13 protein-coding genes and 1 pseudogene are annotated in these 14,204 nt (G+C 35.2%); 6 read left to right on the top strand and 8 right to left on the bottom strand.

Annotated elements, in window-relative coordinates; genetic code table 11:
* Positions 1 to 164: 164 nt before the first annotated feature.
* The 4 genes from CSE16_RS19020 to CSE16_RS19005 form a co-directional block, all read right to left on the bottom strand.
* Positions 165 to 1,505, bottom strand: a complete 1,341-nt coding sequence (locus CSE16_RS19020) for a DUF6138 family protein (protein ID WP_099425329.1) — start codon at positions 1,503 to 1,505, stop codon at positions 165 to 167.
* A complete protein-coding gene (locus CSE16_RS21685; RefSeq protein ID WP_216641125.1) occupies positions 1,502 to 2,083 on the bottom strand; it encodes a DUF6985 domain-containing protein in 582 nt (193 codons plus the stop codon). The genes CSE16_RS19020 and CSE16_RS21685 overlap by 4 nt, the downstream gene beginning before the upstream one ends.
* A 115-nt stretch (positions 2,084 to 2,198) precedes the next feature.
* Positions 2,199 to 3,245 (bottom strand): ankyrin repeat domain-containing protein, encoded by a 1,047-nt coding sequence (locus CSE16_RS19010; RefSeq protein ID WP_099425328.1) that lies wholly within the window; start codon positions 3,243 to 3,245, stop codon positions 2,199 to 2,201.
* Positions 3,246 to 3,269: 24 nt separating this feature from the next.
* On the bottom strand, positions 3,270 to 3,815 hold the full coding sequence (locus tag CSE16_RS19005; protein WP_099425327.1) for a CbrC family protein: 546 nt from the start codon (positions 3,813 to 3,815) through the stop codon (positions 3,270 to 3,272).
* Positions 3,816 to 4,314: 499 nt separating this feature from the next.
* Here CSE16_RS19005 and guaD point away from each other — a divergent pair, with 499 nt between their 5' ends.
* Together guaD and CSE16_RS18995 are read left to right on the top strand one after the other, a co-directional pair.
* Positions 4,315 to 5,685, top strand: coding sequence for a guanine deaminase (guaD, locus tag CSE16_RS19000; protein WP_099425326.1), 1,371 nt, complete (start codon positions 4,315 to 4,317; stop codon positions 5,683 to 5,685).
* Between the two features lie 84 nt (positions 5,686 to 5,769).
* Positions 5,770 to 7,104, top strand: a complete 1,335-nt coding sequence (locus tag CSE16_RS18995) for a uracil-xanthine permease family protein (RefSeq protein WP_172954453.1) — start codon at positions 5,770 to 5,772, stop codon at positions 7,102 to 7,104.
* Between the two features lie 62 nt (positions 7,105 to 7,166).
* Here CSE16_RS18995 and CSE16_RS18990 read toward each other — a convergent pair whose 3' ends face one another.
* On the bottom strand, positions 7,167 to 7,505 hold the full coding sequence (locus CSE16_RS18990) for a winged helix-turn-helix transcriptional regulator (RefSeq protein WP_253896123.1): 339 nt from the start codon (positions 7,503 to 7,505) through the stop codon (positions 7,167 to 7,169).
* A gap of 134 nt (positions 7,506 to 7,639) precedes the next feature.
* On the opposite strand from CSE16_RS18990, the gene CSE16_RS18985 reads away from it, so the two are divergent.
* From CSE16_RS18985 to CSE16_RS18970, 4 genes are all read left to right on the top strand, one after another.
* The gene (locus tag CSE16_RS18985; RefSeq protein WP_099425324.1) at positions 7,640 to 8,266 is read left to right on the top strand and encodes a nitroreductase family protein; all 627 of its coding nucleotides are present in this window, start codon (positions 7,640 to 7,642) and stop codon (positions 8,264 to 8,266) included.
* A 322-nt stretch (positions 8,267 to 8,588) separates the two neighbouring features.
* The gene (locus tag CSE16_RS18980; RefSeq protein ID WP_099425323.1) at positions 8,589 to 9,557 is read left to right on the top strand and encodes a tRNA dihydrouridine synthase; all 969 of its coding nucleotides are present in this window, start codon (positions 8,589 to 8,591) and stop codon (positions 9,555 to 9,557) included.
* Between the two features lie 300 nt (positions 9,558 to 9,857).
* Positions 9,858 to 10,751: a glycine-rich domain-containing protein gene (locus tag CSE16_RS18975; protein WP_099425322.1), complete on the top strand. Its 894-nt coding sequence runs from the start codon at positions 9,858 to 9,860 to the stop codon at positions 10,749 to 10,751.
* A 234-nt stretch (positions 10,752 to 10,985) separates the two neighbouring features.
* A complete protein-coding gene (locus tag CSE16_RS18970; protein ID WP_099425321.1) occupies positions 10,986 to 12,848 on the top strand; it encodes an MFS transporter in 1,863 nt (620 codons plus the stop codon).
* A gap of 205 nt (positions 12,849 to 13,053) precedes the next feature.
* On the opposite strand, the gene CSE16_RS22095 is transcribed toward CSE16_RS18970, so the two are convergent.
* From CSE16_RS22095 to CSE16_RS18965, 3 genes and pseudogenes are all read right to left on the bottom strand, one after another.
* Entirely contained in the window at positions 13,054 to 13,176 is a 123-nt protein-coding gene (locus CSE16_RS22095; protein WP_256376303.1) for a hypothetical protein, read from the bottom strand.
* A gap of 1 nt (position 13,177) precedes the next feature.
* A pseudogene (locus CSE16_RS22275) lies at positions 13,178 to 13,270 on the bottom strand (hypothetical protein); the annotation flags it as partial.
* A 395-nt stretch (positions 13,271 to 13,665) separates the two neighbouring features.
* Positions 13,666 to 14,154 (bottom strand): hypothetical protein, encoded by a 489-nt coding sequence (locus tag CSE16_RS18965; RefSeq protein ID WP_099425320.1) that lies wholly within the window; start codon positions 14,152 to 14,154, stop codon positions 13,666 to 13,668.
* Between the last annotated feature and the right edge of the window lie 50 nt (positions 14,155 to 14,204).

The raw sequence follows: 14,204 nt of genomic DNA, 5'->3' as shown, positions 1-14,204 counted from the left end.
CAACAATCGACATATTGTAAAATAGTTGCTATCGTTGGAGTTAGTTTGATTAATTCATAAAAATAGCTGTGTTGAGAAATTCAATTTTCATTGGAATTTCCGCCACAGCTTTTCAAATTGGATTTAATTGTTAGAATCGTTTTGCCCCCGGTACAGAAGGGGAATTACTGCAAAATCTCTCGGTAAAGTTGTTTTAGTTCTTCTGGAGCACTGTCAATTACTATTGCAACTGGTTTATTAAAACAAACGCCCCAAATGGTATAACATACGTTTTGCCAGACGTAGTCAATCATTTCATCGAGTTCATCTTTCCAATCTTCTTTTTGGCTTTCACTAAGATAATCTACAAAATTATTTTTGCATGTTAATAGCAGTTCTAAACTGGCTTTATTATTCATTTTCTCCTCAAAAACAGCATGAGGTTCATGTTCTTGTACAGAAAGCACGCAACTAATGAATACAGGCAGTGTTTCAGAAGTAAATCCGAATTTTTTGATAAATTCTGGTGTGAAAGCTGTTTGGATGGATGAGTGTTCTTCATCACAAGTTTCCATGTATGTTTGTACTAATGGCCAGTATTCTGAGGAAACTAAACCTAAACCTAATACGGCAAATGTGGAAGGCATAGCACAATCCTCGTCTTCTAAATCCGCATACCATTCATATGTTCTCATGGCTTTTTCAGCGTATGATTTAATTTTCGAATGCAGCTCCGGATACTTAAGTGCATTGGCAAAAAAATTGTGAACAGGCACATGAGGTAAATTTTCAATTGGCAAGTACCCATTTTTAGAACTTGCAAATTGAATTTGATAACTTCTTGGGAAGTCTAAATCTAGTAATTGAATAATAAAATCCAAAGACTTTCCATATGCTTCCGATTTTTCGTTCTTAATTTTAATAACAATAATGGCAAAAGCATCATTCGCAAAACAATCAACATCATTGTCACTATAAGAACTTTCGCTTATTGAAAGATCCCCCGAACCATTTTCTCTTAGTTTTGCGACTTTGTTTGATCCAGTTGCTTCCACCAAGTTAAAAAGTCGCTCCGCTGAAATGGAATCAAAATTAGCACCAAACTTCATGTAACAAATAGCTACATAGCATACAAAATCTAGCAAATCCTCATGAATATACACTAGCTCTATTCCTTCTATTAATGTATATGTAGTTTCCCAATTTCTCTCTTCGGTAGAGAAATATGGCTGCTGAATATTTTTTTCAATCCAAACTTGCAAAGTATAACGAATCGCTTCGAATCCTATCTTCTGTCGTATTTTTTCACAAAAAGCTCTCGATTCAGTATAACTAAATGGTGTCGATAGTTGATTATTTAAGTAAAACTCTAAGGCAGCAGTAACTAAAATACTTTCCCCCGTAGATAACTCAATTGTGGTAGGGTACTCTTCAATAAATTTACAGCGGTCCGTTTGAATTTCAGTGATTGCTTGTTGAAAGGTTGCTACATGCGTAGTGAAATTGGAAGATTTTAAGTAATTCATTTTTCATCCCATCCTTTTTGGTTAGTATTTTCATATTGAATGCACTTATCTAAATCATTTTGTGCTATCCAAGATAAGAAAGCTGTATCTGCTCCACCGATTTCAACAACGCGGTCTTTATAAAGCATTGCGCCAAAAGCATGTTCGTCATCCCACTTGCAAGAAAAAATACATCCGAAATATGGAGAACCATCCTTTGATACATCCAAAATATACATCGTCAATGGTGAAAGTAAGGATGAAAAGTTTCGAATATGCGAAACATCAGGCATATATTCTTTTTTTTCCTCTTCGTCATAGCCGTATTGTAGCTGCATTTTAGGGTATTGTTTCAGAAGTTCATTCAAAATGGCATGTAGCATTTTCGTTTGATTATGGAGGATATAGTTATACCCATTCAAATGTTCTGGCAATAATTCTTCTAAAATAGTATCTTCCTCAAGTAGAATTGATAAACAAATGGAACTTTCGCAATTAAAAAAAGCATTCCATTCATCTAATAAAATCTCTCCCTCTAGTAAATCCCCATCCATTTCAAAATCCTCTATACGAATCGTTTCAGATCTACTTTTCTTCATAGCACATCAGCTCCATTTTCAAATTCTTTTCTTTGTCCTTTGGATGTAGTTTATGAGCTTGTTAAAACATAAATCTATTACAGCATTATACTTCTAAAAATCACCAACATCTCAACTAAAAATAATTGTCAAACGCTTTGTACGGGTCTGCTATGAACTGTTGGAATGATCCAATTTCATGTAACTCTAAATGCTCTTCATCATAAAAATACAATTTCTTTTTAGATGGATGCCAAAGAATTAATAAATCTGAATAGTTATCTATAATTCTACTTATTTGAATAAACTTTTTCCGCTTTACTTGGTACCAAAAAGTACTTATAGCTGGTAGAAACTCAATATATGAAATTTCCAGGTCACTTTCTGGAAGTTCAACTTTTAATTGATCACTTAAAAGAAAGGAAATCATATCTCCAGACATATTTGCTTTTCTTAATTCATACAGTTTATTTTCCCAATCATGATATTCATCAGGCTCTAACGACTTTAAATAAGCTGCAATTTCTTCTTTTTGCTCTATAACTGCTACTGTATAAGGACGTTCTCCATTTTTATTAGGCTTCATAAAATCAGCGCCTTGTTCTATTAAATACATTACTAAATCTGGAGAATGATTATATCTAATAGCTACTTCAAGTGGCGTCGGTCCCCAAGGATAAACCATATTAGGCTTGTTATAATTAATATCTACCTTATTTTCAAGAAAGAAATCAACTGCATTTTTATTGAAATTAGATACAACGTTTCTAAATGCAGAGCCGCCATATTTTTCGACAGATAGCCCTAGTGATTTTACAAGTGCTAATTTATTGAATTGCCCACTATAGACGGCGGCATCGTAGGCATTTTTCTTTAAACGATCTTGTAAATGAATTTTTGCACCATGCTCAACTAAATACCTTATATCCGATTCACCCAGATATTGTACTGCCGCTACAAATGCTGGCGAATCTTTGTCATTTAAATTTGCCCCTTGCTCTACCAACCAACGAATTGCTCGTGTTGCTTGACTTTCAATTGCAAACTTTAGTGGTAATTCCGGTGTATAGGCCGCTTCATAACAAAGTATTTTCTCATTAATTTTCCAACTATTTGTCGTATATTTTTCTAGCACAGTTACATTACTATCTTTTATCGCTGTTACTAGTTCCTTATCAAACATATGCACGGCTCCTCTTTAGATGATTTATGCACAATCTGCATATAAGCAATATTTTCCGCATTCTAAACATTGGAATAAATAGCCTTGTAATTCGCCATCATTTATTAAGTAGTGTTTTAAGTCCTCTATAGTCATGTCTGTAAAATTTTCTATCTCACTTTCAATCCCTCTTTCAACTAATTCGGCCCAACCTACATATCCAATAAACTTGCAATAATCCGTACAATGTGCAAACCAGTTATTACCTTGCCAACTCACATAACCTGGTGTTCGATGTAAAATTTCATCTACAAACGACTCATTCACTACTTGTTCATCATTAAATAAATCCGATTGAAATGTGCCATTATACTTCTCTGCTGCTTTTCCATTACTTATACAGTTAGGGCAAAGGTATTCGACGGATTCTATTGCATATAGTCCACTTTCAATATAAATTTCCACTTCTTGTTCACAACAATCACAGACCACTTTTTTGTCTGTTTTAAAAATACCTGATTTAATGGGATGCTCTATATATTTAAATTTAGGTAATTTTAATTCCAATTCTTCAACTGTTTTTTTACACATACTGAATTCTCCTTATCCTTTATATTTGAAAATCTTGAAAAAAGAGTGCCATCATTACAACTAGGAGTTGACCATATAAAGATTCTATAATTTTACATTAAATTATAAAATAAAAGCGAAAACTTATGTATCGTAATTGTTACTGAGACAAATCACAATAGGAGTTTTCGCTTTGTACGCTAAGTTTATCAAATTGATTTCACTGTTACCATCTTTTGGGTAATTTATTTTCCAAGTGGCTTTTGTTTTTCATGAGTGTATTTCACAGAACTTCAGAAAACATTGGATTTTCAACACAGCTTTTTGAATTGGAGTTAATCGTCGGAGTGTTTTTGCTACTGCAGCAGGTCGTAGTATTACTTTTATGACAAAAAACGAATGCATTTCTCTAATTTTATATAATATTATTAATCTATTCGTATTTTATATAGACTTAATTATTTTTATAACCTATAATAATCCCTATTCTCCAATAAATGCGAACGTTAAGGTGGATTTTATGTCTAAATATACGCGAATTTTCAGAGGTACTGCTTTTACAAGTAAGTCACCTAAAGAAGTACAAGTGTTAAAAGATTATCTGTTTTGTATTAATGCTGACGGTATGATTGAAAAAGCCGTTGCACCTGAACATGCTGACTATCAATCATTATTAAATACATACCAAGAAAAAGAAAATTTTCATCAATTAGAGGACGGACAGTATTTCTTACCAGGCTTTATTGATTTACATGTCCATGCACCGCAGTGGGCGCAATCTGGAACCGCGTTAGACATTCCTCTATATGATTGGTTGAATACGTATACTTTCCCGATTGAATCTAAATTTGCAGATTTGGAATTTGCTAAGGAGGTCTATGAAGACTTAGTTAGTACGTTATTAGCGAACGGCACAACGACATCACTTTATTTTGCAACGGTTCATAAAGAAGCTAGCTTATTATTAGCTGAAATTTGTGCAGAAAAAGGCCAACGTGGTCTCGTGGGGAAAGTTGTGATGGACGATCCTGAACAAACGCCTGAATTTTACCGTGATGCTAATACGCAATCGGCAATAGCTGATACCGAGGAATTTATTTTAGCTGTTAAAGAATTGGCGAAGTCGACTAAACAAGGGGTTTATCCTGTTGTCACACCACGCTTTATACCAAGTTGTACGGACGGTGCTTTGAAGGGTTTAGGAGAATTAGCTGCTAAGTACGATACGCACATCCAGTCTCACTGCAGTGAAAGTGATTGGGCTCATGGTTACGTACAAGAGAGATTCAATAAAAATGATGCGTTTGCTTTAAATGATTTCGGACTATTGGGTGACAAAGCTGTCATGGCACATTGCAATTTTTTAAACGATGAGGATGCAGAACTATTTGCCGAAACAGGCACTGCTATCGGTCATTGCCCGATTTCAAATGCTTACTTTGCCAACAGTGTTCTTCCAGTTGCACATTTACATGCAAAAGGCGTCGATATTGGTTTAGGTACAGATGTTTCGGGTGGTTTTTCACCAAGTCTTTACGACAATGCTCGCCAAGTAGTCATGTCATCTAGAATGTTAGAGGACGGTGTAGACCCGAATCTTCCTGCTGAAAAGCGCGGTTTACCAAATTCACGTATGACAATTAATGAAGCATTCTATTTAGCAACTGCTGGTGGTGGGGAAAGTTTAAGCCTGCCAATCGGACGTTTACAAGAAAGCTATACATGGGATGTACAAATTATCGATACAAAATTACCATCGGCAAAGCTACCGATTTTTGATGGGAACGAAGATTTACATGATATTTTCCAAAAAATGATGTATCTTGTGCGACCAGAAAACATTCGTGAAGTATGGGTTCAAGGCACCAAAGTTCACAACAGAACTAAATAATAGATCATTACCCTATATCGTCGAACATTCATATAGAAAAACTATAACTTTGAGGTGTGCAATTCAGTGGAAACGCAAAATAACATGCAAGCTAACGATAAAAGCAATACTCAACGATTAACCGTTTTACCCGATGAAAAAGTTTCATTTGGTCAATCAGCCCTTCTCGGTTTACAACATGTAATGGCGATGGACGTCTATGTAGTACCTTTCCTTATTGCGATGTTAATCGGTTTACAATCAGGACAATCAACGGCACTAATACAAGCGACCTTTATTGCGGCAGGGGTTGCAACCATCGTTCAAACTTACTTCTGTATGAAATTACCAATCGCGCAAGGTCCATCTTATGTTCCACTTGGCGCCATCGTTGGTATTTATGCCGCTAGTGGTGGTGGTGAACTTGGTTGGAGTACCGTATTAGGTGCAAGTTTAATTGGTGCTATTTTAGTCATCATTTTAGGTTTTACAGGTCTTTTTAATAAGATTGTAAAAACTTTCATTCCACCAATCGTTGGAGGTACAATTATCTTTGTCGTTGGTCTTGCATTAATGCCAGTCGGTTTAAGTAGTAACATCTATAACGGTGCAGGTGCTTCAATTAATCAAAACATCTATTTAGCGCTGATTACAGCTACTGTATTAATCGTTTGTGTTATGCTAGGTTCCTTCTTCGGTCAGAAAGGTCGCGTATTTCGTATTGGATCGGTCCTGATTGCGTTAATCGTAGGGAGCATTGTAGCTAAATTTATGGGAATTTTAGATTTATCGGCTGTTTCACAAGCAAAATGGTTTAGCATGCCACAAATTCCTTTTGCAGACTTTGGTTTCACTTTTAATATTTCTGCTATCGTAACAATGGTCATCATTTATATTGTTTTAATGGCTGAAACAACAGGTACTTGGTTTGCTGTTAGTAATGTTATCGATAAACCATTAACAGACAAACAAGTGAATCGCGGGGTTATTGGTGAAGGGATTGGTTGCTTCACTGCTTCATTACTCGGGTCTACACCAGTAACAGGGTACTCAACAAATGCAGGTGTTATTTCAATTACAGGTATTGCAAGTCGACGTGTTTTTGTAGCTGCAGGAATTTGGTTTGTATTATTCGGATTTTCAGGTAAGCTAGCTGCCTTAATCTCTGCCATTCCATCAGCGGTAATTGGTGGTGTGTTCGTTATCGTTTGTGGCATTATCGCGATTAGCGGTTTGCAAGTCATAAAAAATGAACGAATCGGTGAAAAAGAAATGTACGTTATTGCTGTTCCAATGATTTTAACTTTAGCAGTAACATTACTACCTAAGGATTTCTTATATACTTTACCGACAACCGTACAATATTTATTCGGCTCCCCAATAGCAACAGCTGCGATTGTAGCGATAGTGTTGAATAAAATATTGCCGAGTGCTAGGTAATTCATAATATTAACAAAATAAAAAACTAGTTAGAATTAATATTCTAGCTAGTTTTTTCGTTTTCATTCAATTGTTGTCTTTTCAAAGTCGCATAGATCTATCCATTTTTGAATCGACTTAATGACTTCTTGGAATGCTATGCCGTTTGGTGTTAACTCATATTCCACTTTTTTTATAGAAGAGTCGATGAATTTCTTCTTGATTAAACCTGCATTGACAAGTTCATTTAAACGTTCTGTTAATAAACGATCAGAAATTCCTGGGATAGCCGAGTGAATTTCGTGATACCTTTTTGGCCCTGGCAACAAGGTATATATAATCATACCCATCCATCGTTTCCCTATAAATTCAATCGCTTGATGATAGCTACTGCAAGTATGTGTACAATTCGGTTGAGTCATGTCATAACCTCCCGCATGTGAATTCATTTTCATACATTGTAACATAGAACATTTTTTATTTGACGGACAAACTTACTAATGATAAGATTCTATTTATTAACTTATCATTAGTAAGTTTACTAGGAGGAAATAAAATGACAACTACAACTAAAGATTTATATACAATTATGCATGAAAGAAAATCTGTTCGCAGATACGAACCTACTTTTAAAATGACGCAAGCACAACTTGAGGAAATCATTAAAGAAGCGACGAGTGCACCATCTTCAAGTAACCTGCAACCATGGCGTTTCCTTGTCATTCAAGATGAAGAAACGAAAAAAGAACTCCGTACAATTGCCAACAATCAAGAACAAATAGAGACATCATCAGCAGTTATTGCCGTTTTAGGTGATGCTGAAATGTATAAAAATGTAGAAAAAATCTACACTCAAAACGTAACAGAAGGCCATATGGATGATACATCAAAGGATTTAATGATTGGAAATACCCATCGTTTATACCCATCATTACCTTTAGCGGTAAGACAAAACATCGCTTCATTTGATGCAGGTCTTATTTCAATGCAGCTTATGCTAATTGCAAAAGAAAAAGGTTTTGATACAGTAACAATGGGTGGCTTTGACAAAGTGAAATTTGCGGAGCGATTTGAATTACCAGAAAATCAATTCCCTATCGTACTGATTGCTATTGGTAAATCAGCTGCACCAGCGTACGGTTCATCACGTTTACCATTAGAAGATATTGCTCGTTTTATCTAAATTATTGGCTACTAAAAAAGCAGCAGAATCCTATGTGATTCTGCTGCTTTTGCGTTTTATTACTATATAATTCAAGCTACTATTGTTGGGTGAAAGTAATCAAAAGTTTAAAGTGAAAACGTGATTTTTTCTACTGTTCCTTAGCAAAAAATATCGCCGTCGAGGACATTGTTGAACATAAATGAATAAAGCTAGGTTATAATTTAAAAATCTAAGGAATTTCCAAACTCAATCCTATCAAATTAGGTGTAGATGGAATTCATTTATTAATTTTAAGACGAGCATTTGACTATGTACCAATAATGAGAGGATTTGAATATATATGAAAGAAAATTTTTGGAACGATTTACCGAAACCGTTCTTTGTACTTGCTCCGATGGAAGATGTGACTGATGTTGTTTTTCGTCATGTCGTAAGTAAAGCAGGAAGCCCAGATGTGTTTTTTACAGAGTTTACAAACACGGAAAGTTATTGTCATCCAGAGGGCATGAAAAGTGTGCGAGGACGTTTGATTTTTACAGAAGATGAACAGCCAATTGTTGCGCATATATGGGGAGATAAGCCCGAAAATTTCCGTCAAATGAGTATAGGTATGGCAGAACTTGGGTTTAAAGGCGTAGATATTAATATGGGGTGCCCTGTACCAAATGTCGCTACGAGAGGAAAAGGGAGCGGTCTTATTTTACGTCCAAACGTTGCCGCTGAAATTATACAAGCAGCAAAAGCTGGAGGGCTGCCTGTAAGTGTGAAAACAAGACTTGGTTACTCGGATTTAGAGGAGTGGGAGGAATGGCTAACGCATATATTGAAACAAGATATTGCGAATCTTTCTATTCATTTGCGTACTAGAAAAGAAATGAGCCAAGTTGATGCGCATTGGGAGCTGATTCCGGAAATCAAAGAATTACGTGACCGTATCGCACCAAATACGCTACTAACAATCAACGGAGATATTCCTGACCGTCAAACGGGTCTTGAGCTTGCAGAAAAATACGGTATTGATGGTGTGATGATTGGGCGCGGTATTTTTAAAAATCCGTTTGCCTTTGAAAAGGAACCAAAAGAGCATAGTAGTGATGAATACCTGGATCTCTTAAGATTGCAGCTAGATCTTCAAGATAAATATGCAGAGGAATTACCACGTTCAGTCACAGGGCTGCATCGATTTTTCAAAATTTATGTCAAAGGATTCCGCGGGGCAGGTGAATTAAGAAATCAATTGATGAACACAAAAACAACCGATGAAGTAAGAGCGTTGCTGGATGCTTTTGAAGCAAACATTGTCGATTGAAAAAACGACGATTGTTATTTGAGATTTTATTTGCATAAAAGTTGTAACACTACTTTATTTAATGATTCCCCTTGATCAACATCCACCATAATTAGAGGCTGTCGTGGAGTTGGGGAAAATCCAATATGAAAAGAACGAATTTCTGATGGCGAAATTCGTTCTTTCTGTTGTTCAAAAAAGGATTAAACGTATTTTTGGTGAAGTTATTGAACAAGTGTGTCTGTTTAGTTTAGGGATATTTAAAATAGTAAAATATGAAACCTGACTACAATAAAATTCTAAAAGGAAGGAGGGCATTTGATGGGATGGTTACTATTGCTTGTAGTTTTTATTTCGTTTATTTTATTTATACGTAAAAAGCTTTCATTTAAATTTGGTTTATCTCCAAATACATTAGATATAAAACCAATTAAAGGATTAAAAAAGTTAAGTGAAAATCTGGAGCAAGCCCTTAAAAAAAATTATATGGGAACCGTAGAAGATAGGGTAAGGGAAAGAAATAGGAATAGGTTAAAAGAAAATGAGTACGAGTGGCGTCTCCTGGATTTAAAACGTTATTTTATTTTGACTTTTCTTTTAAAAGAGTCACCTATGTTTAGTAAGAAAGTTGATGAACTGTGGCATCAGATGCTCATGTTTACCCGTGAGTATGAAGATTTTTCAAAGAAATATTTAGGGACATTACTTCACCACAGTCCAAATGTTAATGTTGAGCCTGATCCTGATTTGCGCGGATTTTTTGATTGGGTATATGCAGAGCTATTTTTCATAAGAAATGAAAATATCCATCTTTATAAGGGGTTTTTCAAATACCCAGTAAATCCAAATGTGATAGATGAATTTAGAAATTTATCAGTAGACGAACTAATAGATATTTATTTTAAGCGCAATACCAAATATATGCCTCCTCTCCTCGCACTGATTTCTTCCATGAAAAAATCAGCAAACAGAGTTAAAAACTATGAGAAAAAGCTCATACATGAAATGATGAGAAAAAGAAAAAAACAGCAAAATTACAATGCGATGCTCGTACCTTTTTTATCTGTTTCTTTTTTTCATTATGATGAATTTTCAAGTTATATGAAATTAAGCAACAACGGTTCATCAAGTTGTTCAAGTTGCGGGTCGGGAAGCTCCTGTAATTCTTGCTCGTCCGGTAGTTCCTGTTCAAGCTGCGGTGGGGGAGGAGATTAATAAAAATAGCTGTGCCGAAAAATCCGATTTTCAGTGGAATTTACGGCATGGCTTTTTGAATTGTAGTTAATTGCCAGAATGGTTTTTGCGTCCAGTACAGGTTATAAATTAGAAAATAATGCTAAATTATTCTAATTAAATGTATTTAAGTCTTGAAACTGACAACCCTGTCACTTTATAATAATGACAGAGTTGTCATTTTTTTGATTTTATTTCATTAATGGGGGAATAAGGATGACTAGTGGTTCGGATTCAAAACGTCTATATAAAAATAAAGCTTTTTTGTATTTGATTGCATCTCAAACTGTTTCGGCTATTGGAAACTGGTTGGATATTTTAGCTGTAATCACTTTAGTTGCTGTAAAGTGGAATGCTTCACCACTAGCAGTTTCTGGTGTAATGCTCGTGTTTGTAGGTCCTATGGTTTTATTAGGTCCTTTTAGCGGTGTGCTAAGTGATCGGTTTGACCGGCGTTTAATTATGTTGATTTCTGATTTGTTCTGTGTGGTTCTTGTTTTAGGAGTGGCATTTTCAACCCAACTATGGCATGTATATGTCTTGTTATTTTTAAAAAGTTCGTATGTAGCATTATTTATTCCCGCAAAAAATGGTAAATTAAAAGAAATCGTAGAAGATGATCAAATGCAGGCAGCAATCGGCATTAGTGGGATGATTGATAATGGCGCAAAAATTATTGGTCCAGTACTAAGTGGAATGATTGTTGCGACTGTAGGCATCCAATGGGCATTTTATATCGATGCTATTACATTTGCTTTATCAGCATTATTTTTACTTGGCGTTCCAAAGGACAATCGAAAGGTTAAGGTTAAGGTTGAAAAAAACGAACAGCAAAAAATGAATTTCATTTCAAATTTACTAACAGATATGAAAGGAGGTTTCTCTTTCCTAAAAAGCATTCCTATCATTTTAATTAGTTTAATTATTACCACTTTTTTGCTTCTCGTTTTACAAATCGCCGATACTCAATTCATGGTACTGTTGAGGGATATCTTTAAAGATCCTGTAACCGTAGCGGGATATAGTATGGCTGCTAGTGGAGGTGGTATGTTTTTAGCGTCAGCTATCTTTACAAAAAAGCATATTCGTTCGACATTAGATTGCATGTTTTTCGGAGCGTTAGGACTTGGAATTTCACTTGTAGCGCTTGCTCTTATGTCTCAACTTCCCCCTTCATTTCTTTCAATTGCATATCCCATACTTTTTTTTCTAGCTGGCTTTTCTTTTGGATCTGCCATTATACCTTTAAATATAATTGTACAAAAAAGTACCCCAGTAGATAAAACTGGTCGTGTTTTCGGAATAATCAACAGTATGACTACACTTGGGACATTGATAGGGATGGTTTCGGGTGGAATTCTTTCCGAATTATTTGGTGTTGTTATGACATTTATTGTATCCGGCACATCTTTGATTGCAGTCAGCTTATTAACAATCATAATAAAATCTCCTATTGAAAGAAGGTTCCAAATGTCACCTAAAGTAACTAAACAGTACAAAGAAAATCGAAAGTTTGAAATATTGAAGGCAGCTGAAACTGTGTTCTGTCAAAAGGGTTTCGAACCTACAACTATGAAAGACGTTGTTGAAGTATCTGGAATGAGTCGGGGCGGTGTATATCAATACTTTTCTAGTACAGAAGAGATGTTAAAGTGCATACTGAATGAAAGGGATGAACAATTTGAAAAGAAAATTCATAATCTTATTCAAAGTAATCAACCTGTTTGGGAAACTATAGAGTCTATTTTAGATGAGTACAATAAAGATTCATTTAATAAAATTAGTGCAGTTACTTATGAATATTTCGTTACAGGATGGCGTAGCGAAGGAATAGAGCGAATTCCGTATTTACTTACACGTTTTAATCGTGCAAGGGAGAACTTTATCAAAATGCTTCAAAAAGGAGTAGACACAGGGGAATTTTCTCCAGAACAGCCCCTTCATACGATTGCCACCTTTATTATAAATGTTACAGATGGTATTTTATTGGAGACAAATCTTGCTGGAAAGAAAGAAGCTGATACAGAAGGACAGATAAATGCCTTAAAATTATACCTCAAAACTGCACTGCAAATTTAAACTAATCCCTAGAAACAGGCGCATTTCCATATTAGGAATAGCGTCTTTTTTATGTTTATTTTTGTACCCGGTGCAGAGTGTTGAAGCCGCGGTAATTCTTTTCTGCACCTAATAGCAATCATGTACAAAGGACGAATGGCATGGTGAAGTTCGGAATCCCATATGGTATAAGCCATGTCGTGACAGTGGCAGTGAGTGGCATACTTTAACACGCTCCGATAATCCCCGTTAGATAGCCTAGACGAGTATTAGAATCTTTTAAGACAACAGATACAGCAAGAATAGTAAACCCCATTAAATCCGTAAAGTCTTGCATGTACCAATTCATGTGCCCCACCTAGTGCAAAGGCAGTTGAAATTGCAAATACGTTTCCAATTAACGCAAATACGCCAAATTTCCAACCTGTAAAAACTAATCTAATATAAAGTGAAATGGCTGAAAAGGGGATTTGTAGGAAAAAGCTTATTCTAAACTATTCAACATCGCTTGTAACCAACTTACTGTACCTTCAGTTTCTAAGTCCAATGTGATCGATCTTAAGGAGTTAAATTGGGTGATAATTGAATGTCGTCAAATTGATATGATGCCAATAAGGTAAACCAACTTACGATAATAAATTGAGAGTATAAATGTTCCGTGTAAATAAAAATTCCTTTTAAATCCCCTAAGAAAATAGATCATCTCTTTAAATCAGTTTACAACAGGAATCATCCATGGAATAGAAAAAACGATGTTAATAAGGTTTTTCAAGCTTAAGAAGAGACAAAAAAACTCGTTAAAACTTAAACGAGTTTTAATTCCAATTACATTGTGCTTTTAACATAAAACGACAATACGATACGGTGTAGTTTGAGCCGGAATACTTCTTGTAGTAGGGCCGTAATATACAACTAAATCGCGGTTTCCTGGATGGCCTGAAAAGTATTGTCCATTTGTTAAGACGATGTGGGTATTAGTAGATATATTTAACTGTAATTGCCCATCACTGCTTTGCAATTGGTTATTAAAAAAATCAACTTTTACATTTTGATTTGGGTTATCCTTTACCATAACAAGCGCTTGATATTGTGGAGGGTAAATAAGTATAGCTGGTGCATCTCCATCATAATATCCTGTAACGCGATCTCCCACTACTAGCATTTCATGATCAACGAAGTAAGTTGAAGGTGAAACGACGAAATTTACGATTACCCCCATATTATTTCTTACTGTAAAAAGTTTATAACAACCCTTTTTTCCGCCTTGACCTGCATTAAAATTAGTAATCTCCGTTATCGTTCCATGAAAAGAATGAAAACTTGTCATATAATACCTCCATAATTTAATTAAAAGATAATAGACTTCTTACCGTGCCA

Source organism: Solibacillus sp. R5-41, from assembly GCF_002736105.1.
Classification (GTDB): domain Bacteria; phylum Bacillota; class Bacilli; order Bacillales_A; family Planococcaceae; genus Solibacillus.
Note: the sequence above shows the minus strand (reverse complement) of the source record. Positions and strands in the feature narration are given on the sequence as shown.